At 59.2% G+C, this 21,470-nt stretch carries 20 protein-coding genes; 3 read left to right on the top strand and 17 right to left on the bottom strand.

Annotated elements, in window-relative coordinates:
* Positions 1–6 precede the first annotated feature (6 nt).
* The 17 genes from H2O17_RS04185 to H2O17_RS04105 form a co-directional block, all read right to left on the bottom strand.
* Positions 7–540 (bottom strand): hypothetical protein, encoded by a 534-nt coding sequence (locus H2O17_RS04185; protein ID WP_182050489.1) that lies wholly within the window; start codon positions 538–540, stop codon positions 7–9.
* Positions 537–1,541 carry a hypothetical protein gene (locus tag H2O17_RS04180; RefSeq protein WP_182050488.1) on the bottom strand — a complete coding sequence of 335 codons (1,005 nt, stop codon included), beginning with the start codon at positions 1,539–1,541 and terminating at the stop codon, positions 537–539. Before H2O17_RS04180 ends, H2O17_RS04185 begins: the two co-directional genes overlap by 4 nt.
* Positions 1,538–2,710 carry an AAA family ATPase gene (locus tag H2O17_RS04175; protein ID WP_182050487.1) on the bottom strand — a complete coding sequence of 391 codons (1,173 nt, stop codon included), beginning with the start codon at positions 2,708–2,710 and terminating at the stop codon, positions 1,538–1,540. Before H2O17_RS04175 ends, H2O17_RS04180 begins: the two co-directional genes overlap by 4 nt.
* A 30-nt stretch (positions 2,711–2,740) precedes the next feature.
* The gene (locus H2O17_RS04170; protein WP_182050486.1) at positions 2,741–3,520 is read right to left on the bottom strand and encodes a hypothetical protein; all 780 of its coding nucleotides are present in this window, start codon (positions 3,518–3,520) and stop codon (positions 2,741–2,743) included.
* On the bottom strand, positions 3,493–6,153 hold the full coding sequence (locus tag H2O17_RS11715) for a peptidoglycan DD-metalloendopeptidase family protein (protein WP_220456823.1): 2,661 nt from the start codon (positions 6,151–6,153) through the stop codon (positions 3,493–3,495). The genes H2O17_RS04170 and H2O17_RS11715 overlap by 28 nt, the downstream gene beginning before the upstream one ends.
* Positions 6,146–6,994, bottom strand: a complete 849-nt coding sequence (locus tag H2O17_RS04160) for a hypothetical protein (protein WP_182050484.1) — start codon at positions 6,992–6,994, stop codon at positions 6,146–6,148. The genes H2O17_RS11715 and H2O17_RS04160 overlap by 8 nt, the downstream gene beginning before the upstream one ends.
* Positions 6,995–7,013: 19 nt before the next feature.
* Positions 7,014–7,274, bottom strand: coding sequence for a WhiB family transcriptional regulator (locus tag H2O17_RS11795; protein ID WP_425486306.1), 261 nt, complete (start codon positions 7,272–7,274; stop codon positions 7,014–7,016).
* Between the two features lie 57 nt (positions 7,275–7,331).
* Positions 7,332–8,024, bottom strand: a complete 693-nt coding sequence (locus tag H2O17_RS04150; protein ID WP_182050482.1) for a single-stranded DNA-binding protein — start codon at positions 8,022–8,024, stop codon at positions 7,332–7,334.
* A gap of 67 nt (positions 8,025–8,091) precedes the next feature.
* Positions 8,092–10,605, bottom strand: a complete 2,514-nt coding sequence (locus H2O17_RS04145; RefSeq protein ID WP_182050481.1) for an ATP-binding protein — start codon at positions 10,603–10,605, stop codon at positions 8,092–8,094.
* Complete coding sequence (locus H2O17_RS04140; RefSeq protein ID WP_182050480.1) at positions 10,602–11,651, bottom strand: hypothetical protein; 1,050 nt, start codon at positions 11,649–11,651, stop codon at positions 10,602–10,604. Before H2O17_RS04140 ends, H2O17_RS04145 begins: the two co-directional genes overlap by 4 nt.
* 265 nt (positions 11,652–11,916) lie before the next feature.
* On the bottom strand, positions 11,917–12,513 hold the full coding sequence (locus H2O17_RS04135) for a hypothetical protein (RefSeq protein WP_182050479.1): 597 nt from the start codon (positions 12,511–12,513) through the stop codon (positions 11,917–11,919).
* A gap of 72 nt (positions 12,514–12,585) precedes the next feature.
* Entirely contained in the window at positions 12,586–13,167 is a 582-nt protein-coding gene (locus H2O17_RS04130) for a hypothetical protein (RefSeq protein WP_182050478.1), read from the bottom strand.
* A gap of 23 nt (positions 13,168–13,190) precedes the next feature.
* A complete protein-coding gene (locus H2O17_RS04125) occupies positions 13,191–14,660 on the bottom strand; it encodes a RecB family exonuclease (protein ID WP_182050477.1) in 1,470 nt (489 codons plus the stop codon).
* Positions 14,657–15,958: a dTMP kinase gene (locus H2O17_RS04120; RefSeq protein WP_182050476.1), complete on the bottom strand. Its 1,302-nt coding sequence runs from the start codon at positions 15,956–15,958 to the stop codon at positions 14,657–14,659. Before H2O17_RS04120 ends, H2O17_RS04125 begins: the two co-directional genes overlap by 4 nt.
* Positions 15,946–16,272, bottom strand: a complete 327-nt coding sequence (locus H2O17_RS04115; RefSeq protein WP_182050475.1) for a hypothetical protein — start codon at positions 16,270–16,272, stop codon at positions 15,946–15,948. The genes H2O17_RS04120 and H2O17_RS04115 overlap by 13 nt, the downstream gene beginning before the upstream one ends.
* A gap of 143 nt (positions 16,273–16,415) precedes the next feature.
* The gene (locus tag H2O17_RS04110) at positions 16,416–18,134 is read right to left on the bottom strand and encodes a nucleotide-binding protein (RefSeq protein ID WP_182050474.1); all 1,719 of its coding nucleotides are present in this window, start codon (positions 18,132–18,134) and stop codon (positions 16,416–16,418) included.
* A 1,062-nt stretch (positions 18,135–19,196) separates the two neighbouring features.
* Entirely contained in the window at positions 19,197–19,700 is a 504-nt protein-coding gene (locus H2O17_RS04105; RefSeq protein ID WP_182050473.1) for a DNA N-6-adenine-methyltransferase, read from the bottom strand.
* 426 nt (positions 19,701–20,126) lie between these two features.
* Here H2O17_RS04105 and H2O17_RS04100 point away from each other — a divergent pair, with 426 nt between their 5' ends.
* The 3 genes from H2O17_RS04100 to H2O17_RS04090 all read left to right on the top strand — a co-directional run bounded on the left by H2O17_RS04100 (position 20,127) and on the right by H2O17_RS04090 (position 21,426).
* Positions 20,127–20,354, top strand: coding sequence for a hypothetical protein (locus H2O17_RS04100; RefSeq protein WP_182050472.1), 228 nt, complete (start codon positions 20,127–20,129; stop codon positions 20,352–20,354).
* 119 nt (positions 20,355–20,473) lie between these two features.
* Positions 20,474–20,779 carry a hypothetical protein gene (locus H2O17_RS04095; RefSeq protein WP_182050471.1) on the top strand — a complete coding sequence of 102 codons (306 nt, stop codon included), beginning with the start codon at positions 20,474–20,476 and terminating at the stop codon, positions 20,777–20,779.
* The gene (locus H2O17_RS04090) at positions 20,776–21,426 is read left to right on the top strand and encodes a hypothetical protein (protein ID WP_182050470.1); all 651 of its coding nucleotides are present in this window, start codon (positions 20,776–20,778) and stop codon (positions 21,424–21,426) included. The genes H2O17_RS04095 and H2O17_RS04090 overlap by 4 nt, the downstream gene beginning before the upstream one ends.
* Positions 21,427–21,470 lie beyond the last annotated feature (44 nt).

The following is a 21,470-nucleotide window of genomic DNA, read 5'->3' as shown; positions in this document are numbered from 1 at the left end:
GCTCCCCTAGTGTGCGGGAGGCTCACCCCACTCCACCCCGACGAGGGCGCGATCCCGGTAGGTTCCGCTTGGATGGATAAGTCCCAAGTGGTGTGCTCCCATAAGAGCGAAGGTGAGGGCGTCGGCTTCGTCGTGGGATTCTAGCGGTGTGGCGGTGAACTCCTGGGCACAGGCCCGCATGAGGGTCTTGCCTGCGTGCGGGTGCCCCGCCATCCACATCTTCGCGTTCGCCGGCGGGGTGACGCTGACCGAACACCCGGCTTCCCGCACGGCAGCAACGACCATGTGCCAGAGTCCACCCCGATCCCATGATGAGGTGGAAACCGAGTTGTAGGACGGTCCTTCGATGACGACGAAACTGCCGGGTAGGACATGACCCGCGATGATGTCGGCCAGGCGGACAACTTTCGGGTTACGGGTCAGCGCGCTGTCTCTGCCGTGCCCCTTCTCCCCGTGGGCACAGGTGTGGATAGCCATCTGTGAGTCGATGACGGCAATACCACTGCTGGTCAGGGACAGGTCGAGTCCGACAATGTTCACGAGACGCTCACCTCCCCCAAGTCGGACATGAGGTCATCGGGCAGGGTGCGCCGCATCGGTGGGATAGGTGTGCCCGCACGCCACTTGGATTCCCTCGTGAAAGTCTTCATGAGGAAGGGAGCTTCCATGAATGTAGCCGCATCCCCAACATTCAGTCGTGTCGACCGCTTCGGGCTGAGCAGCATCTCGGCCTGCCCGGCACGGTTAAGTGTCGTGCGCAGGAGACGAAACTCTTCGTTGTCCCACGCAGGAAAACCACTATCTGGTAGCAGACAGGTAACCATTTTCCCGGAGCGGAACTTGGGGGAACGCTCAGCCTGCACCGTCACAGAGATACCGGGAACGATATGGGTGACGGTCGCGTCGATGACGGACCCGTCAAACGTGAAGACTGTCCGTCCCACCGGGTCTGCCATTTGGAGTGCCATCCACGAGTCGGAGAGGTTGGTGGCGTAGGCGAACTGGCGGTACGGGTCAAGGCTCGTGACCATGGACTGTTCATCTTCTTCGAGCCGTCCGACAAGTTCAGCCTGCCCGGAAGAAAACGTCCCCGAACAGACCCTGTCGAACAGGTCTTCCATGATTGTGAACATGACGGCGGACTTTTCACCCGTGGGCACGTCAATACCCAGCGTCTTCACCCATCCCGAGATCGTCGCTTCTTCCCCGACGAACTTGCGGGAGAGAGCCTTGTCCAGTTGGACGAACAGGGACGAACCCGACAGGGAGGCAAGGATGGACAGTCGGGTTGCCACCGACGGGTTGAGTTTGCGGGCGGCCCGCATGAGGTACTGGACGGTTTTGTCATTGGGGACAACGATGTGGGGAATCTTGTCCTTGTTCTGCCAGCGCCACATCTCCTTGTCGATGAGGTGGATCATGGAAGACGAGCGAATGGTCCGCCCATCGTGGTTCATGACCAGTTTCCCATCCACAACCGCAATGTAGGTGGTGGCGGTGGAGGTCAACGTCGGGATAGCGGGGATGGTCAGTTCGTTCATGCGCTGGCTTCTGTCAGGTTCTCACGGACGGTGCGCTGGATGGTTGTTGAGTCGGCGAGGAGTTCCGTCACATCCGCGCTGGTGGCGAAGGTCAGATGGGCGATGTGGCGCGAGCACATGACACACAGTCGCCCCGGTGTCATCGCGTGATCCGAGGCGGTTGCCGCACCCGCGAGTGGGTCGACAGCTACCCCGACCGGCCACTGTCCCCCTTGGAGAGAATCAGCGGTGCCCACGATCATGCCTTTGAGTCCCTTGTCTGCGGCGACAAGGGACTCCAGAAGGGCAACCTGTTCGTTGCGGCTGGCCATGAGAACAACGTCTGCTGGAGTGAGTGCCTTCTCTTTGTCGCCGTACCTGTAGGTGCGTCCCACCAATGATGCCGCCCGGGAAACGACGCGCCGCATCGCGCTCACATCAGCCGGTTGAGCAATCCTCCCTAGGTCAAGAATGGAGATCTCCTTCTCTCCCTCGATACTGGCAGGTGGCCGGGACGAGACAAAGTCGAAGTCGTAGAGAGGCTTGATGGCACGGACGGTGTCTGTCCCTAGACGGAATGACGAATCCAGATGTAGGAGGATCGCACCGGGCCACGTGGAAAACATGTCCGGGGATCGCAGCGCAGGTGAGTCCTTCAATCCGTCCCATGCGATCGTGTCAATCGTGATGACGGGTCCAATCTGTCCGGGGTCCCCCACGAGAAGAATCTGGCTGGCCCGCCCTGCCGCTTCACGCACGTCGAGAGCCGTGCACTGGTAGGCCTCATCCACAATGAGGACATCTGTTGCCACCGCAGACATTTTCATCGACGCGACAGTGCGCACCTCGATGACGGCGGACATTCCCAAGTGGGTCTTCTCCAAGCGCACACCCCGGGAACGACGAGCATTAAACGCAGAACCGACGAGAGCCACCGAGATGTCGGGGAAGGCGGAGAGTTTGTTCTTCAGACGGTAGGCCAGGTCGTAGGCTCCCGCGACAGTCGGGGTCGCGATCGTGACCGTCAGATCGGCATACTGGGCCAGATGGGGTGCTATGGAGGTGATGACTTCGGTCTTGCCTGCCCCGGGTGGGGAAGACAGGATAACCACTTCATCACCTGCCCACACGTGGGCGAGGGCGGCACGGGCTGGGGAGCCGGGTGCAAGGATCGGGTCTGTTACGTTCACACACCCTCAGTGTGCGGGAAGCCCGTCCCGTCAGTCCGCCAGTCCTGGCTCTTCCGTGTCTTCGTTGTCCACCAACCATGAGTCGCCAGAACGGACCACCGTGTACGAGTAGTCGTTGACGTTCAAACCGCCCAACCCCCAGCTTGTCGAGTAGAGCACCGTTTTCTCATGGACCTCGTAGTCGCTCATGGAAGGCCAGAAGCACTCGATGCGCATGGGAATGATGATGGTGAACGAGTCAGCGGTCGTCTCTTTGAGCGGGTCCACCCATGACTGGTTCGGCCACGAGACACCTTCACAGGTGACCCCATCCTCTTCGATCCACTCGGTGAACTGGATGGAATCGCGCGTGGTGGCGTAGGCGGTGTCGTTGGCAATCTGGTTGTCGGTCGAATATATGGCTGCGTTCTTCATCCATCGGGAATAGTCGCCATCGTAGGAGGAATACTTGGCGTGAATGAACTTCTCCACGATGAGGGCGGCCTGATACGTGTCGATCGCCCACTGGCGGGCCGTCACCCCCTCGGGGGCCGTGGATTGGACACCCGTCCCATCAAAAGCACCATCACTGGCTGAAGCAGATGCGCTGGCTGAACCAGATGCACTGGCAGAAGCAGATGCGCTCGAGTTTGGTGTGGCACTGATCGAGTCGGGCGCTGAGATTTCCACCGATACGGGAGAGGTGGCTTCCTCCCCCGCGTCCGGGCCGGCGCATCCGGAAACGAGTAATACCGTCAGTGCCATGCCCGCGAGGGCTGTGCGTGGTGTCATCGTCTTCCCTTTCATGACAGTGGTGTCTGGGTCAGCCACACATCCACACCTTGTTCGGTGAGAAACTTGATGGGATCTTGCAGCGTCGAGCGTGTGGGGACACGAGGCAGGGAGTCATCAAAGATGATGGCTGTGTGAACGTGAGGCCCTGTCGATCTCCCGGCATTTCCAATACTAGCGATCTGCTGTCCAGCCACGACCGTGTTTCCCACAGCGACGTCAATGTCATCGTCATACATGTGGTTGTACTCGCTCCACACCCCATCCCCGTGGTCGATGATGATGAAGGCACCCGAATAGTAGGGACTCTCCCCCACTTTCCCGACATAGGCGACAGTCCCATCCGACATGGCATAGATCGGCGTGCCCACAGGCCCAGCCCAATCAACACCTGTGTGGAAGTTGGAGCCAGACACGAGAAGGCTGCGATATCCGAACACGGAGGAGATGGCCACAGAATCGGGGACGGGACGAACCCATGTTCCCGACGACGTCCCACTGGTCGTACACGTCGACGTTGACATCGCGTTGACGAGCATTGATGCCGCACCCGACCACGCCTCAAACATGTCCGAAACGGTGCCGCCATAGACCGCGAGTGCGAGGTTGGATGGGGTCATGGAGGTGTAGCCGGAGATTTGGCGGGTGCCGTCGGCGGTGCTTGTGCGTCCGTCCAGTCCGAGGAAGTTGAGGGTGGCTGTGGCTGGGTTCATGAGGTCGGTTTCGCTTCCCCAACCGTCGCGGGTGGATAGGGAGAGGATGCCGATGCCTCCGTTGGTGGATTGGCCTGTGGGGATGTTTGTGAGTTCGGTGGTGGCGAGGGCCACTTGGAAGAGGGCGAGGATTTCGTTGCGGGTTGCTCCGGCGCCGGTTGCGGTGTGGAAGATGGTTTGGGCGTTGGCGATTTGGGTGTCGTCGAGAGAGACGGTTGTGGTGGTTCCGTCGTTGTTTGTGGTCACGTCGATGGTGCCGTCGGTGTTTGCGAGGTTGTCGGTGTTGATAGCGTCCCCGATGGTGCATGTGGTGGAGGGGTTGGTGAGGATCCCCATGTACCACTGGCGGGCCATGTCCCATGCTTGTCCGGCACGGTCTTCGCTCATGCCTGAGATGGGCAGGGTGGAGAGGGTTGTGACCCATCCGTCGCGGGTCTTTTGGATGGCTTGGGTGGCTTCATCGCTGGTGTCTTCGACGATTTGTGCGTCTTTGTTGACGGAGATGCCCACGGCGAAGTCGTAGTCGGAAGCAACGGCGGTGAGGAGGGAGGTGATGTAGTGGGCTTGGATAGCCGTGTCGGTGGCGGTGATGGATGCGTCGTCGGTCAGGTGGAAGGGGCCATTGCCGCCGGTAAAGAGTGTGCTGGATGTGGTGGTGATGACTCCTGTGGTGGATGAGTTTCCGGTGGCTGGGCTGACTCCGGTGGCGGCCCCGGGGATACGGATGGCGTATTCCATGCGGTAGAAGGTGGAGGTGTCCTTGTACATGTCGCGCACGCCGATGGTTTCGGTGGGGTTGGCTGAGTCGTAGATTTTGCCGTTTCCGGCGTAGAAGGCGACGTGTCCGACTTTGCCTTTGCTTGTGTCATACCAGAAGATGAGGTCTCCCACGGCGAGGGTGTCGTCTGCCGAACTGACGCGTTGGCCTCCGTAGGAGGCGTAGCCCGCGTATTGGGCGGCGGGTGTGTATCCGATGTCGAGTCCCAGCGTTGCACTAAAGGCGGACCATGTCAGTCCGGAGCAGTCGAAGCAGGCTGGTCCGCGTGATCCGCACGTGGAGGAGTTGGCGTTGGGGCCAGAGTTTCGGTAGGGCTTTCCTTCTTGCTGGTAGGCCCATGCCAATGGGGAGAGTGTGGATGAGGAAGAGGTGACGGTCGTGGTGGAGGAGTTGGAGACGGCTGCGAGGATTTTCGAGACGTAGTTCGTTGTCTCCACGTAGCTGGGTATCCCCCCGGCTTTTTTCACGGCACCCATTCCGGCGTTGTATCCGGCAAGGGCGAGAGAGATGACATCCCCGGAGACTGTTCCGTCGGCGATCCACACCTTAATGGCTGCGACGTTGGAACACATGAGGTTGCCTTGGCTCCAGATGGCGTCGATCGGGTTGAGGATGTCGGCTGTGCCGTCCCCATCCCCGTCCAGTCCGTTTGCCGCCCATGTGGCGGGCATGAATTGGGCGATGCCTTGGGCACCGGCTAGAGACCCAGCGTTCGGGTTCCAACTGGATTCGGCGTGGATTTGTGCGGCGATGAGGTTGGGGGTGATGTCCTCGCAGATGGACCCGGCCCGGTTGACAATGTCGACATATTCATCGGGAACATCCACCGTCAAATTGGCACCACCATTACTTGTGCCGGACAGTGTTCCGGTGGCTGACAGGACACCGAGAATCTGCCATGGCACAGATGTGCCGGACGTTGCATCTTGAAAGATGGCGTAGTTTTCTTGGTTGACGTATCCGGCGTCTGCCACTGCTTGGGCAGAATTGTCATTGATGGTGGTCTGGGTTTGCACGCTCGAACCGAACAGGGAGTCGATGGAGATGAAGATGATGCTGAACACGCAGGCTATCGCAACGATGACAGCGACCGGGACGATGAGCTTCTTCTTGGCGACATTCTTGGCTCCTGTGGTGGCAAGGGAGAGAGCCTTCTTCGCAGGTGTGTGAGTATCAGGCACAATTACCTCCACTGACCCATGACCAACTCAACGACGTTCCGGTTGTCGCCAGAGAGAACTGTGTTCCCGACACCGTCGCTCCCGACGAGACGCCAGAGCCATTGACTGTGAGTGAGCCATTACCGACGACTTTGATAGCTGAGGAACGGTCACATGAGACTGTCAGTTTCAACCCAGTAGATGTCACCGCCGGGGCGGGCGTGGGTGCAGCAACCGAAGGCGCCGGAGCCTGTGTGGTGACGGCAGGTGCCTTCGTGGTGGCGGCAGGTTTTGGTGCCGCAGTCGTAGCGGACGGGGCGGCTGGGGCGGGTGTGGAGGTTTTTTGGTCGGCTTGCCACTTCTCATGTGAGGCGGTGATCGTGTCCATGGCCTCTGTGGCGGTACTGGTGGCCGCGACAACGTTCGCGCGGGCTGATTCGTAATCGGTGGGGTCGATCGAATCGACCTGTTGTGCCAGCGTGATCGCCTCTTCGAGTGCGTCGCGGGCATCGGCCCCATCCAGACGGGTCTGATTGTCTGCCGTCGCGTTTTGAGTGGAGGTGATGAGCTCAGCTAGATCATCGTGAACCGTCGTGGCCTGGGTGACAGAGGTGGACAGGTCAACTTGGGCTGACGCCAACTTCTTGACCGTGTCTGGGTTTGCGCTTCCTTCAATGATCTCCTGCTGGACGACGACGGTGGGTTCGAGTCGGTCCTGTACCCACGGCACCGCCCACATCCATACGCACACCCCGATGAGGGCAAGTCCAACCACTGAACCTGCCCACTTCGCCCACCGGGCGGTGAGAAACCATATGATGTCATCCACGCGGGTGCGTAGAAGAGGACTCTTTACTGCCACCGGTCACCTCCACTCGTGTCTACAGGGGTAGTGTGCGGTCAGGGAGTTGATCGCGCTGAGCCGGAGTCAGACCCCCAAAAATGCCATGTCGGGGGCGTGCAGTATGGTCTTCGGACGTCATAGCCCAGTCCAGGCACTCCTGGCGGACAGGGCATCGAGTGCACATGCTCATCGCGATGGTGAAGGCCACCATGTTCTTTCCACCAAAGAACACCTCTGGGTCGGCCCCGGAACATGCGATGTCGTTCAGCCACGGCTCCACGGTTTCCTCCTTTGCCATGACGCAGACAGCCGGCATACGCACGTACACCGGCTGTCTGACAGATGGGGTGGATGTTTAGTCGAACATCTCGTCGATATCATCGGCGGCAGACGCCTTGGTCCGGCCCGTCTTGGCACGACCTGTTGTGGCCCGGCCCGTCTTGGCACGACCCGTTGCTGCCCGGCGAGAGGCAGGCTTATCCTCTACCTCCTCGTCTTCGTCCTCTACGGGGGCGGACTTGGCCCGAGATGTCTTTCCACGAGTTGTTGACGCGCGGCGAGAGGCAGGCTTGTCTTCCACCTCGTCCTCGTCCTCGTCCTCGTCAATGTCGTCCTCGACGGGGGTAGCCTTGGCACGCTTCTTTGTACGAGAGGTGCGGGCAGGTTCATCATCCTCATCCGGGCGGGCCGGACGGGACCACACAATGTCGGAGAAGACAAGGTCAACACCGATGAAGTCGGGGTAGATGGAGAAGGAGTCACGCTCTTCCCCATCACGCGTCACGTAGGAGTCGAAGGTGACGTTGCCCGAAACGATGAGGCGAGTACCCTTACCGATCGTTTCGTTGCGTTCCATGGACTGCACGACGGCAGAGTTGGTCGTGTAGATGTTGTAGTACTGGACCGGGGTGTCGTCCTTACGTCCACCGTCCCTGTCGCGAATGTAGGACTCGTGAGCGATGGAGAAGGACACGTAGTCCTTGCCCTCTTTGTTGGTTCCGAAAGTGGGGTCAGCGGTCATGTTCCCGTTGACAATGATGTGAGCCATGAGAAAGCCCTTTCATGTTCTGGTCATTTTTTGTTACTGCTTAGCGACGGCTTTCGCTCGCACCGACTTAGTGTGCGGATTTCCTCGCGGGTGCTACACGCCCAGAACGCTGGCGATCAATCTTGTTTGTGGAGGCCAAGTGAAGGAACTCGTCTGGCAAGGGAACCTCAACATAAACTGCTCGGTCAGACACATCCATGTATAGACAGATCGCTCCCCGGATCGTCTTACGAGTCTCTTCGTCGACGAGGGCACGCTGGGAAGCCCAGTTAAATGCGGTCGCCCCACCCTGCCCCTTGATCTTGGCTGGCGCCATCATGCGTTGGATACGAGAGGGCGTCGGTTCAATACGAGCCAGACGACAGGCAGCTTTCGCTTCCTCCTCCGCGTTCATCCCCAGAATGTAGGAGGTGGAGATGAAGTCGGAAAGGTTGGCCCGCTGGACATCTGTCACACGTTGGGTCAACAGCCAGATCGCCACATCCATCGAGCGGGCCAGCCGCCCCAACGACTCGAGTTCGTCACCAGCCGTGTCGAAGAAGATCCATGCTTCGTCCAACCCCACCACGCCGGCATCCCCGCGCACCGCGATCGTCGAACCACGCACCAACATGCGCACGACCGAAACGGCGATACGTTCGGACAGCGTCATCGTCTCGGACAACTTGCCACCTTTGGGCAGGTTGAGTTTGGCCGAGCCAAGTTGAATGAGGGTGAGGTCGTTGTCGAAGGCAAGACGGTTCTTCGAAGACTCGGTCCCAATGAGAGCCGAGGCCATGGGAACCGCGTGGACAATAGTCTCGATGGGGTCGATGAGTTCCCGGGTCGCGCCGGGAACCCCGAGTTCGCGAGCCTTGTGCAACGCACCCAAGGTGGACGTGGCACCGGCTTGAACCCCCGCCCGGATCGCCGCATACAAGGCAACCTCAACGTTCTGGTCGGACCTGTCCCATGGGTTTAGGAACTTCAGGGTCGAGATCGCCATGTCGATGCCGTCTAGAGGGTCGACCTCAAAACGTAACGGGTCAAGAATGCCGTCCGAGGAGGCAATGTCGCCCAGGTCGATCGTCACTCCCCCGTAGTAGGTGAAGAGCGGCTCGAAGTCGGATTCTTCCTTCGGGTTGATGAAGATGGTCTTGTGGCTAAGTGCGGAGAACTGGATGAGATGCCACACTCCGAACATTGTCTTGCCCGAACCAGACATACCGAACACTCCTACCAGTGGTGGGGAATCGGCAAGAGTCATAGCGGCAGCCGGGTTGGTCCACGCCGGTTGACGGTCCCGCTCGGTGAATCCGGTCAGTGCGGAGCCTTTCGGGTGATCCCCCACATGGGAGAGGGAACAGATGCCCGAATAGGCGATCGTCTCCAACGGCAGGTCGTGACGGGCAGGGTTGACCCGAGTGACCGGGCACAGCCATGTCTCCGCCATCGCACCGACCTGACGCGACTCCATCTTCGACACGTCGATGAGAGGAATCGACATCTTGTCCAGATCTGACCCATCCCCATTAAACGCGACCGTGACGGACACGTCCGTGGCTGTTGTGGGGGCACCGGCACCCCGATATACGTCGCGCATATAGGCCAACTGGTTGAGTTTGTCCTGCTGCTCGGGGGTGGCGTTGCGTCCGTTGGCGGCCGCCTCGTTCACGTCACTCGTGTATCCGGTGGTGTTGCGGTCAATTTCCCGGGCAGTGATGATCCCCGGTTCGAGAGCGCCCCGGATGGAGATGCATAAGGCGTCGTTGTCGATGAGGGCAGACAACCAAGAGGCTTCCGCAGACAGGGCATCCGTGCCGTGTGGAATGTCGAACTCACGTACGGATGCCATGGTGACACAGTAATGATCCGGCGAGTCGGGCCACTGTGAACTGGGGACTTTCGCCTCGTAAAGATTCTGACACTGGGATGCCGCATCGGCGGTGCGGAACAGGTGATACCGGCTGGGTTCAGCCATGTAGTAGGTGTCCGAGGGGCGCCCCAGATTCCACCACGAGCGGGCCAACGCCATGTCCGCCTTGGTCACCCGCCCCAGACCATGGCGAGCCATTGTTGTCTTGACACGGGTGAAGTCATCATCGAAATCTGAGGCGGGTGCCCGTCCCGACTGGAATGTGGAGGCAATCGACTCAACCGCTCCCCACAGTCCGTGAGAGGTGACCGACGCGTTGAGTTGAACACCGAGGAGAACAACACGACGGATGGTGCGCACGTCCTCGTAATACGTGTTGAGCATGTCGGAGAGCTCATCGGCGTAGGGAGTGTGGAACATGGCGTCAAGGTTGATGGACAGGATATGGAACTGGCGGTATCCGCCCCTCTGAATCCTGCGCAGCTTGATACCGCTGATCTTGTTCATGCGGCACAGCTCATCCAGAGCGTTGTACAGGGGAGCCGGGGTCTGCAACCGCAGCTCTTCCGTCTTGGCATCGAAAGTCGGGTTGAGAGGAACCGCAAAATAGGCCCACATCGGCCCTCCCTCACAAAAGAAACGCCCGTCGGGGGTCGACCCGATAATGGAGGTCGGATAGACAGGACGGTCGGACTTTTCTGTCACCGTGAAGTCGACGAGTTTCATGAGGTTGCCTCTGACGTGGGGGATGCTGACTGGGTCAAATCTTGGGCCGGGCTGTCCACCGACACCCCCGAAAGGGCGTTCCCGTATGCCTCCAATGTCGGACCCGTCCCTGACCCGCCCCACGTCACAACCCGTGGAGAGGCCGTGTTTGCGTCAATGATGAGAACATCGAAACTGATCGGCGTGGGGGTGGTTGACTCGCCCGACTCATCCGTAGACGGCCATATGGCTGCAACAGCCACGTTGGCAATGATGGTGTCCGGACTCTGGCTGGAATCTTCGAGCTCCTCCAATGCTGACGTGGCCAAAATTGTGACGTCGACGCTCGCAGCGGGCATGGGAATGTAGGTGTGGTTCGTGTCCGTGTCGCCAACAGCTTGCCGCAGCTTAGATGCGTCTCCAGAGAAGTAGGCTTCCGCCCATGTCTGGACCGATGTGGAGAGGGCTTCATCATCCAATCCGACTGGCACGATCGGGTCAGCCCACGAGTTCGCATTCGTCTCAGACACTGGGGTGTACGGGATGAGGGATGGAGTTGAGGAGACAACCGGATCAGCACTCGTATTGGTAAGCGCCACCTGCGTGTGGAACATCTGCCCGGTCGAGGTGGCCACCACAGTCAAGGTATGCACATCCACCGGCCAACCAGAACTGTCCGTATCTGCCGTGCTGGCAGACATACTGGAATCGGCGGTGGCAGAAACAGAGGGGATGGATTCGACCGCATCCCACGTGACGAGCTCACCAGACGGCAGTGGGGCTGGGTCTGAGTCGAGCCACGACTGTACCGTCTGGATAGCAAGCGCCCGGCCTGCTTGTTCGGTGGCGGAAAGCTCGGAGCTATCCGTCTCACTCGTTGAGCCCGACCCCAGCAGAAGTGAGCCGAGAATCATGATGAAAACGAAGAGGAGGACGGGCAGGGAGATAGTTGCGAACGTGACGTAGCGTCGGGTCCGTTTGGCGCGAGCGGCGACCTTCCCTGTTGCGGGAATATCGGAGCGGGGAGCGTCCTCTAGGTCGGTGTCCCACGGATTCTTCTGTCTCATGATCGTGGCCCTTCCATGGCGGCGACGACGCGCGGATCGGGATCGTGAGCGAGGAAGTCGGCGATGTCTTCTGGAATGTTCGCTTCACCTGCTAGGGCAATGCGCACGTCTGGGTCGGGGTGGGTGGCTAGGGTGTTCCAACAGTCGCGGCAGCGCACCTGTCCGGGTTCGACTGGGTTGTGGCATCGGGTCCAGGTGGGTCGCCGCCCGGGGGTCCCTTGATGTGCAAGGGACCCCACAGTTTTCCAGCTTCGACACTTCATGGTCAGTCGAGAAGGTCGAGGGCGGTGGCAATGTCGGTGCCGGTGTCCGAGTCGATGGAGGTGATGGCATCCACGAGGACTCGGGCCGATTCTCGTTCATCGGCGGGCAGGGGCGTATCGTCTGCCGCACCCAATGCCTTCAACGCATTCCAGATGGTGCGATGTTCTTCGCGGTTCTTGCCAACCAGTTCCATGAGGATGTCGAACTTGTCGTGAGTGTACATGGCGAGGATGTCGCCCAGAGGTGACATCTCTCGGGTAGTCGTGAGGGCTTCGATCGCGAGATCTTCGGGCCGGGAAGACTTGATGCCCAACTCGATCGCCACGTAATCGCGTGAGAGAGGGGCGGCTTCGTACAACTGGATTGCTTTAAGGGCGATGTCCTTGAACTTGCGGCGCTGCTCGCGTGAGGCAGAGCCGACAGCGTTCTTCTTCTTTCGGCGTCGGGTCTGCCCGGTAGGCGCTTCAACGTTATCCTCCTCCTGAGCGGGTGTCTCCAAGGTGGGTTCTTCCCCAGCGCTGGTGGGGGTTTCGTCGGGCGATCCGTCATCGTAGGGCCACTGGACTGTCATGGATTCTTCCTTCCGGTCGGTGTTCATATGTGTTGTGTGCGGAAAAGACGTGGACCCACCTGTTCACCTAGGTGGGTCCACTCATACACGGGACGATAGTCAGACCAGTTCGGCCCGACTCGGTATCTTCTCCCCCCGAGCATTGGTGCGATAGATGACCTCGAAGCGATCGTCAACACCGAGGTCGCGCATGTCGAGCATGACTCTCGACTTGAGTGTGTTGCCGTTCTTCTGGAACGACTCGAGTATTTTGAAGACGAGGATCTGATGACCCATAAGTGCAATCGCACGAGTGGTCAGCTCCTTACAGACGAGAGCGTCGATCGTCCCCGGAAAGTTGGCGGGGGTGCGAATGATCTCGTGCCCGGGAGGCATATCGTCACCATGTTCGTCTTTGACGATCTTGTCTGCGGAGGCGTTCTTCTCACTCCACGTCTCGACGATGGTGCGCTTGGAACGCTTCTCCAGTCGCACGTCAACAATGGTGGCGCGAAACGGCTTGTCGTCGGGTGCGGGGATGGCGCGAGCAATGGCCCGCATAATGGTGGTTTCCGGATTGGAGACGGCCAGAGCGATCTTCTGTCCGGTGCGAGCCACCCGGTTCTCCCAGTCCGTGTCGGACTCGTCGGACTGGCGGGGTGTAGCACCAAATGCGGCGTACGCGATGTCTTCGGGGGTCATGAGTGTCCTTCGTGCGGGTCGTGTCAGGAAAGGTAGGAGATGATGGCGTTGGTCTTGGGTGTCTTCGCATCACACATGTCGTAGGCGATACCGCAGACCGTGAGCATCGTCTTAGCGGTTGTCTTTTGCCACGCCTTCCAGTCGGCCACTTCGAACGTGGTGGGGATGGGATGGATGAGAAGACTCGTGCGCAGTGCACCCGACAGGCGCGTGTGAATACCGGCCTCGGGGTCGTCTGTCTGGGAGACCTTGCTCGCCACGGCATGAATCATCCAGTCGAACGTCCCTGCGAGAGCTTCAACATCTTCCATCACCGCCCCCTGACCCTGCTCGTGGAGTTTTTCGGCTGCGAGTGCGATAAGTCCGAATGCGGTGGCGGTCGAATAGGCGTTGGCGTTGACCCCACGGGTCTCTTCCCACGGTTTGGCTTCGTCAAAAATCGGCATGATGGTGTCCTTTCCCTCCCTTTCTGTGTGTGCGGGCGTGGGACGCAGGCGATCCAGTGCCTGTCGGGGCAACTCATCGTCCGGGTTGGGGGCAGGCTCGGGTGTGACAATGGCAGGCGTTGGTGTGAGGAGTCCGGTCTGGGCTGGGTCAAGTGCGCCGTCATAGCGTTCGCTCGGCTGAATGCCTGCCGCATGGGCGGCAGGACACAGCGCCGACAGTGGACACCATGCACACAGTGGCCCGGTCTCAAACGGCAGGAAGGCGTCAGTCATGTCTTTCATGTGTTGGGCATAGGTGGCCGGAATGTCGTCGATGACACGGGCAACCGCATCCTCAGACAAGTCCACCTGGCGCACGGTATCTGCCCGGGTAGGGGCGGCCGGATAGTAGAGGAATGCTTCATCGACCTCGCGCTTGAGGACACGCGGGACGGCCCATGCGTAGACACGTAACTGGTCTCCGTGGTCGTCTCCGAAACGAAGGTTGGGAACCTTGCCGGTCTTGTAATCCACAACTTTCAGCCCACCGGTGGACGTTGTATCCAGCCGGTCCACTGCACCGGTGAACGGAACACCACTGATCGTCAGGTTCACCCATTTCTCGCAGGCGAACGTGTCAATCGCGGCGACATTCTCAATCTCGAACATACGTGTGACAAGAGGTCGCACCCGGTCGGTATAGGCCACCATGTCATCATCAGTGAGAACCCCGGCCCGGATTTCGCGCCGAATCATATCCGTGATGAGCGCTGCGGCTTTATCCGGTGTGCGTGCCGGGCCGGGCAATCCCGCCAGATTCTCCATGACACTATGGAAGACCGTGCCGATGTGGGCCGGAGAATGGGGAACCACCCTCCACGGCACGAGCTTTTCCACCCCGAAGCGTGCCCGACACCCATGCTGAGCCTTCATAGCCGACACTGACCACTTCTTGCGGCGGATGACACCAATGGCCGTGTCGGTCAGTTCAATTCCTGAGTCAGTGAACGTGAAAGAAGGAGTCCCTGAATGGCAGAGGAGTCCACCTACTTGGTCGAGTTGGTTCATGCACGTGTAGTGTGCGGGATGCTCATGTCTCTGCCACACACCCGGGCAACGATCGCTTCCACCTCTCGAGTCACCTCGGGGACGGGGCGACTGGCATCCACACAAAACCATGTCGGATCTTCGCTGAGAAACCTGTAGGTCCCTCTGGCCCATCCATCAGTATCCTGTTCTCCGGGTACGTCGGGCGCGTCAAGAAGAATCGTCGCATCCGGGACAAGGTTGGTGCCCGCAAAGCGGGAGATGGAACGAACATCGTCAAGATCAAAGCCTTCAGATTCCCCGAACGCCTCCACACTCGCGGTGAACCGATCCGCGATGACGACGGCCCCATTATCCAGTCCGTCCCGGACAACCTCGGAGACCTCAGCGACAGACAGTGCCCATGACAGGACGCGGGATGATGGTGTGGAGATTCGGGCACGTGGGGAGCGTAGACGCACCACCACACATTCACGCCTCCACGAATGGACAAGCTTGTGAATCTGACGCACCTGAGTGGTCAAGCCTGCCCCGCGCACCCCTTCCACGGCGATGAATAGTCCTCGGCCCATCCCTTGTCCGGCGTAACGTTCGAGTTTTTGGTCGGCCAGACGTGCCATTTCGGAACACTGGGCGGGTGAGAGTGAATGGGCTGCCGCCCACACCTTGCGGTCTTCGGGGGAAGGTTTGATCCCCACATCCATGCACGCTTGGACATACCAGCTCATGAACTCGCCGAAGATCCCTTGCCCACCTGTGTCGTGAACGATTTCAGCCACGCTGAGTTCATCGACATTGCTGGCACGCTCACTGTCGAGTTCGCGCACTCCGTAGAGCATTGCCACGTCCACGGGCGAGACCCGCATCCCTTGTCGGGCGAAGTCTTTTCGTTGGGTTGCCAGACGCGCATTCGTCTGTTCGATCAGATCATCGCGGGTGAACGGCGCACCCCGTTCCAGTAGCGCTGTCCTCGTCTTGATGATTTCGCGTTGCCGCCACAATTGCCCCGATGTTCCTGAGACGATGCTGGAACGCTCATGAACATACCTCCACCCTTCTTGCTGGGCGCGGATGACGAGAACTGACATGACGTCACTGATTCCGTCCAGATATGTCCTATCGGTGCGGGCTCGATGCAAGAACCATACGAAGGCTTCGTTGAGCAAAGAGACAGCTTCATCCGCGCTCAAGCCATGCACCCGAGACCTGACCCGGCGTTGCCCGGACCCCTTGAACACCTCCACCAGTTCGGCGGCAAGACTCACCACGTCCGCCTCATCTTGGAGTGCGTGAGCGACCTTTTCTTTCATGCTGTCCATGCCGAGGCCACCTCGTCTACATCGAAAGGTGGCACGACGAACGGGAATCCTGGCCACGGCACATCCCCGCGTTCAGACAACACTTCGGCCAAGCACAGCAACCGATTCCCGCCGGCTTTCTTGTCGCACATCCATGAGACATTGACCGGACCTCGGGTCTTCTTGGCTTCCCCCGTCAGTTCGACGACACGCTTGGGAATCCACACGGCACGCGTACGAGACTCCCCCGTCTCTATGAGAATGCGGGTCAATGGAACTTTGGACAAGGCGCCCCCGCGACGGTCAGCCTCACCTAATGCCTGCCACACGCTCATCTTGGACTGGTGAACATGTGTCAAGAACACCCCACGTTCACGGTCTGCTGCTCTGCGGGCCGCGTGCCCCTCGGCCGATGTGATGGCAGACGACCGTGATGTCGGCGTGGGGACGGATGGTCCGGTGAACCACGAGGGCTGTTTCACCGGCGACGCCACGAGAACCTCTTCTTCTTCCCTGATGTCTTCTCAGTGTCGAAACGAGGATCTCCGGTTACCGAACTCAACACTGTCGTCACGACTGGAACGAATGTGGCGTTTCCGTCGATGAGATGTCCAAGGGCCTGTGAACTGCGGGCAGCCTCGTCGAAAGGGACGCTCCCCACCCATGTTCCGGGAAGACGTCCGTTACTGACCGCTTCGATGAGTTGCTGCTCGACCTTGTCGTCACTTTCGCCCTTCTGTGTCAGACAGAGAAGGATGTGACTGGCGTCAACTGCTTCCTCTTTGACCATGGAGGTGACTCGGTTCACCATGTTGTCGCGGGACTGTCTACTCGTCTCGGTCAAGAAGACGGACCATGTCGGGTTGCGTTGATTTCTCAACGCTGGAAGGAACACATTTGTGAATAAACCAGACTGGTCGGAGTCCTCCATGATCTGAGTATCTACAATCACCACATCGGAGTCATTGAGAGCATTGTTTATGACGTCTTGGTAGACACGGTGAGTGACCGTTTTTGCGTCAGATGTGCCCGCGTTTGGACCGGCAACAAACTTGAAGAGAACGTCATCAAGGATGGAAGGACGATAGTCACTCACCATTGCTGGCGTCATGGCAATTTCGGAATACGCGCTTCCCATCGCATAATTCCAGATCGTGGGAAAACCCGGACGAAGACGAAGCATGGTTGACACATCGGCCTGTCCACGGTTCGCGTCGATGAGTGTTGCCTTGAGTCCGTGGCGACCAACAGCCTGTGCCAGACACATCGACAGGGTCGTCTTCAACGCTCCGCCCTTGCCACTCATGACGAGGATGAGGATGCCCTGGTTGGGCTGCTCCCGGCGAAGGTCGTCGTCAAAAGCGAACGCTCGAGCCCTATGGCTGGCATGAACCGGCCCGAGTGACTCGAACGCGCCTCTGGAGACCTGGTCAATCGGCGTGCGCACCGACTCAAACCCCGCTGATGGGGTGTAGACACCAACTGGCGGCTCAAACGGATGGTCCGCTGCTGGGGCGGGTTCAAATGCCGCTGGGGCGGGTTCAAATGCCGCTGGGGCGGGTTCAAATGCCGCTGGTGGTGGCTCAAATGATGGGGTCGGCTTGTACGTCGCTGGTGGTGGTTCGTCAGCCACCGGCACTGGCTCAAAATCGTCGACAGATGCCGGTGTGACCGAAACCGGCTCGAACGGCTCCTTCGGGGGCTGTGCAAACGCTGAAGTGCGTTCGGGTGCGACATATGGCTCAGGACGCACAGGATCGGCTCTCACAGCCGTTTGGGTGCTCGGTGGGGCATCTCCACGTACGGGGGCCGTAGGTGGCTCAGAATCAATTCTGGGGATTGTCACGGTCGCGGCAGCGATGGCACGGGCAGGCTCCACACCACATTGAGAGAGCAACACCGCGAGATTCACAGGCTCAGACCGCGAAATGTGGGCCGCATCTGCGTTGGAAGAGGCCAGCACACCTCCCGGACAATCCAGAACGGCGACACGCACCCCTTGGGCGACAAGGTTGTCCACCATCGCACTCAGAAGCGGCGGATGACTCGGTGAGTCAATCACGATCGTGAGGAAAGTCGATGACGACAGCGCGGCACTCGCAATCGGGTCTTCACTCGAGACGACGGAAAAGCCGACCTGAGTGAGCTCATGCGCGATGTCTCGTGAACCCACGACACCAAGGGAAATCTCAGTCATGCACTCTCAGTGTGCGGAACTCACCCCACGTGGTGCGTCATCGTATCTTTTTGGGATGGTGGGGTGGTGCGGTGAGGTGGGTGTGGGGCCGTGGTGGTGGGTGTGGTGGGTTTTCACTGGGGTTGCTACACATGCCAGCTGCTCTGGCAGTGTAGCAACCCCAGTGAACAGGTGAGAAATGTCGGCGTGTCGGGGGTGAAAGTGGCGGAATAACGCCGAAAAAGGGGTGTCCCCACGACTTTTCGTTGGTATGACGCCGTTTTCGTGTTTGCGTGGGGACACTGGGGACACTGGTGGGGACAGGTGTTTCCGCGAGATAGCAACGAAAAGTCGGTGTTTTGAGGGCCTGTCCCCAGTGTCCCCAGAAAAACACCACACATATAGAGAGAGGATGTTTGCTCTCTCTATGAGGGGAGGGGGATGTTCGCGTCACGTAGTGAGGTGGGACAGGTAAAGAGAGAGTGCGTATGGGTCGCACACGATATGTGTTTTTTTGTGGGGACACTGGGGACACTAGATATATATAGAGTTTTCCTTGTAATACCAACAAAACTACTGTCCCCACAAGTGTCCCCAGGTGTCCCCACGGTTTCCCCGAAATGGCGGTATTGCAACGAAAAGTCTTTGGGGACACGACTTTTCGTTGATATTCCGCCATTTTCTTACGCGATTTTGTGGCCTCGGAGCGTCGATTTGACAGGCTCGCACACTGTTTGTAAGCTCCGTAATCACGGAGCTTACAAAAACCCAGAACGCCCAAAAACGGCGTTGTGTGGTCCGAAACTCGCTTTTCCCGGGTGTTGGAGATGCTGGTGGCACGTTTAGACGTGGTTGATCACCTCCAGACCACCTCCGCGCGAGGATGCTTTGGCAGTGTTGGATCGTGTGAATGGATGTCCACGAGAGTCACAAACACGACCCACACCCCTCCCACAGGTCCCTCATGGGTCCCCCGAACCAGCCCACCCGACCCACCACACATGGGCCACACCCCACCCCTACAAACACACCCCAGTTGATACAATGACCATTTTGGGTACACCAACCGACCCGAAGAAGTCCTCAGTGGAGTCGAAGGAAGGCTCCGTCGATACCACTCGCACTGAGGATGTGGGCGTCCTCGTCCCCGTAGGCAAGGAGGACGGAAGGTGCTCCCGCGTTCGCCGAGGCTCGCTTGCCTTCCGCATCCAAGAACGTCACTCTCCCCCGTAGGAAGAGCGCTGCACTGGCCAATGGCCAGACGTAGGCATGAAACATCGCTGTCTCCGTCCGGGCAAAGATGAGCGCCGTGCCGTGGTTGTGTTCTGCCATCCGCGCCATGAACGGGCTGAGAAGCTTGCCATAGGGAGGGTTAAGCCACACTCGGTTGTTCCACGGCAGCACGAGTCCATCCTCTCCTTGGTCAATGAGATAGGTTCGGTCGGCGATCGTGTGTCCGGGTGCTCCTGCGGGGTCCAAGTCAAAGTGTCCGAGCGGGTCGGTCAGGGAAGAAGGTGTCAGCCACCTGTCCTTGCGATGCCGTGACCCGTCCTGCGGATTCTCCCCCGCCAGCCAGCTGTTCGTCATACCTACTTGGTGTGCGGATGGAGGATGATGACGGGTTTTTCTTTGTTATTTAGATCGTCGAAAAGATTCTCTCCCATGGTGGGAAATACTGTTTGATCCTGTTCCTTTCCACAGATATCACATCAATGAATCCGACAATGATGCACAAGACACCTATCACCGCAGCGGACATATCGTGGTTGCACGCAATCACACGAATGTCATCCCACTTGCTCGGGAAACACGCGACGTCGCAAAGAGGCTCCCCCGGTATTTCTCCGTCACACGTATTAGCAAAACACCGCACACACAATCTCGCGAACGCGCGGGGCACGTACAAAATACTCACACGCCATGTCAGCGAGATTGCGAGCACAAGAAGCACATGACTTCATATCTGGTCCACCCGCACACTGTGGCGGAAACAAGGACGAGTGGAGGCATCACATGTTAGACCGAAAGGTTGCCATCGAAGCGGCAGCGAAACAGATCATGATCGCCAGAGGGCACAAACGATTCCTCGCTGCGTCCGGACTCCACACCCTGCCGATCTGGTTACTAGCCACGCGCGACGCTGAAGCCGCCATCACAGCAGTCGAACAGCTCCTGCGCGAGGCCTGCGAGCGAGAAATCACGACGCAAGAGACAAAGAAGGCAACCCACGATAGGGATTGAGGTCGTCTGCGACATGTTCGGGGATTCCAGAAGTGGGGACGCCCGCGTCAGGCACGCAGCATCACTCGTTCGTTGAGTATGTCGTGAGTCCCTCAGTCGATCCCGCACACTGAAATGGCATGAACCAACCGTGGACACCCCAAGACCTTGCTCTTGTCGTCGCTGAACATGAGGGTATGAGTCTCGCCTTCATGAGCGACGTTCTCATTCATCGCGTACCCCGAGATGCCAGCTACTCCCATGAAGAGTTGGCGCTCCTTGCCCGGACGGCACTCCACAGTGAACTCGCCCGCGTCTATGCGTTACAGGCCTCCCACGAAGCGAACAGGCTGCGCGGAATCTCCTCCATATCCGAGTCCGACCTCGCATACGCGTGCGGCAACGTCTCCCCCAACGACGTCGTGGAAGCAGGTGACCTGGTATGAGCCATTTTCTTGATGTCTTTTCTTCTCTTGGATACCCGTGCGTGGCTTTCATATGCGACGAACCCACTGACGCGCCATGTCGCACACGCCCACTCAGCGGTCACCTCGACGAATGGGACGAGAGCGAACCCATGGATGGTGGCGGGCACCCTTGTTGGGCCGAAGAGTGGGTCAACGACATCGGTATCGAAGACGCCCTACGTCTGCCGCGTATGGAGGAGCCTCTCGCGCGTATTCCGATCAGCATCACCTACGACGGGTGCGTGGATGCTCGGCCCGAAGGTGGCCCACAGGTCGGCGAGTCCTCTATCCTCCGGGGATATGTCGGGGCAGCCAGAAGACTCCACACCCACGTCCACACATACACCTCTCGCCGGACAGGACGAACCATCACCACATGCGCGGCGTGTGGAGAGTCGGTCCCCTGTTCAACGTTGCGTGCGTTGGGGGTCTCGTCGCCCATGAGGCCCCGCATCCACGATGGACTGGATCTTGGAGCCATCGGGGAGCGCTATACAGCAGCGCTTGATGCCAAACCCTCCAAGGGTGCGTGGTCTGAGGCAGGCATTTCAACTCTCTGTGACAGCGTCGCGGACGTGAAGGCCCTCCTCGACGAAGTCGAACGGCTCACAGGACTTTCCTCATGAAAATGGCTATCCCTGCCCGCTTCGAGTTGCGGGCGTGTACGCGG

This window comes from Changpingibacter yushuensis, from assembly GCF_014041995.1.
Taxonomy (GTDB): domain Bacteria; phylum Actinomycetota; class Actinomycetes; order Actinomycetales; family Actinomycetaceae; genus Changpingibacter; species Changpingibacter yushuensis.
The sequence above is the reverse complement of the archived record's forward strand: the minus strand, read 5'-3'. Positions and strand labels throughout refer to the sequence as shown.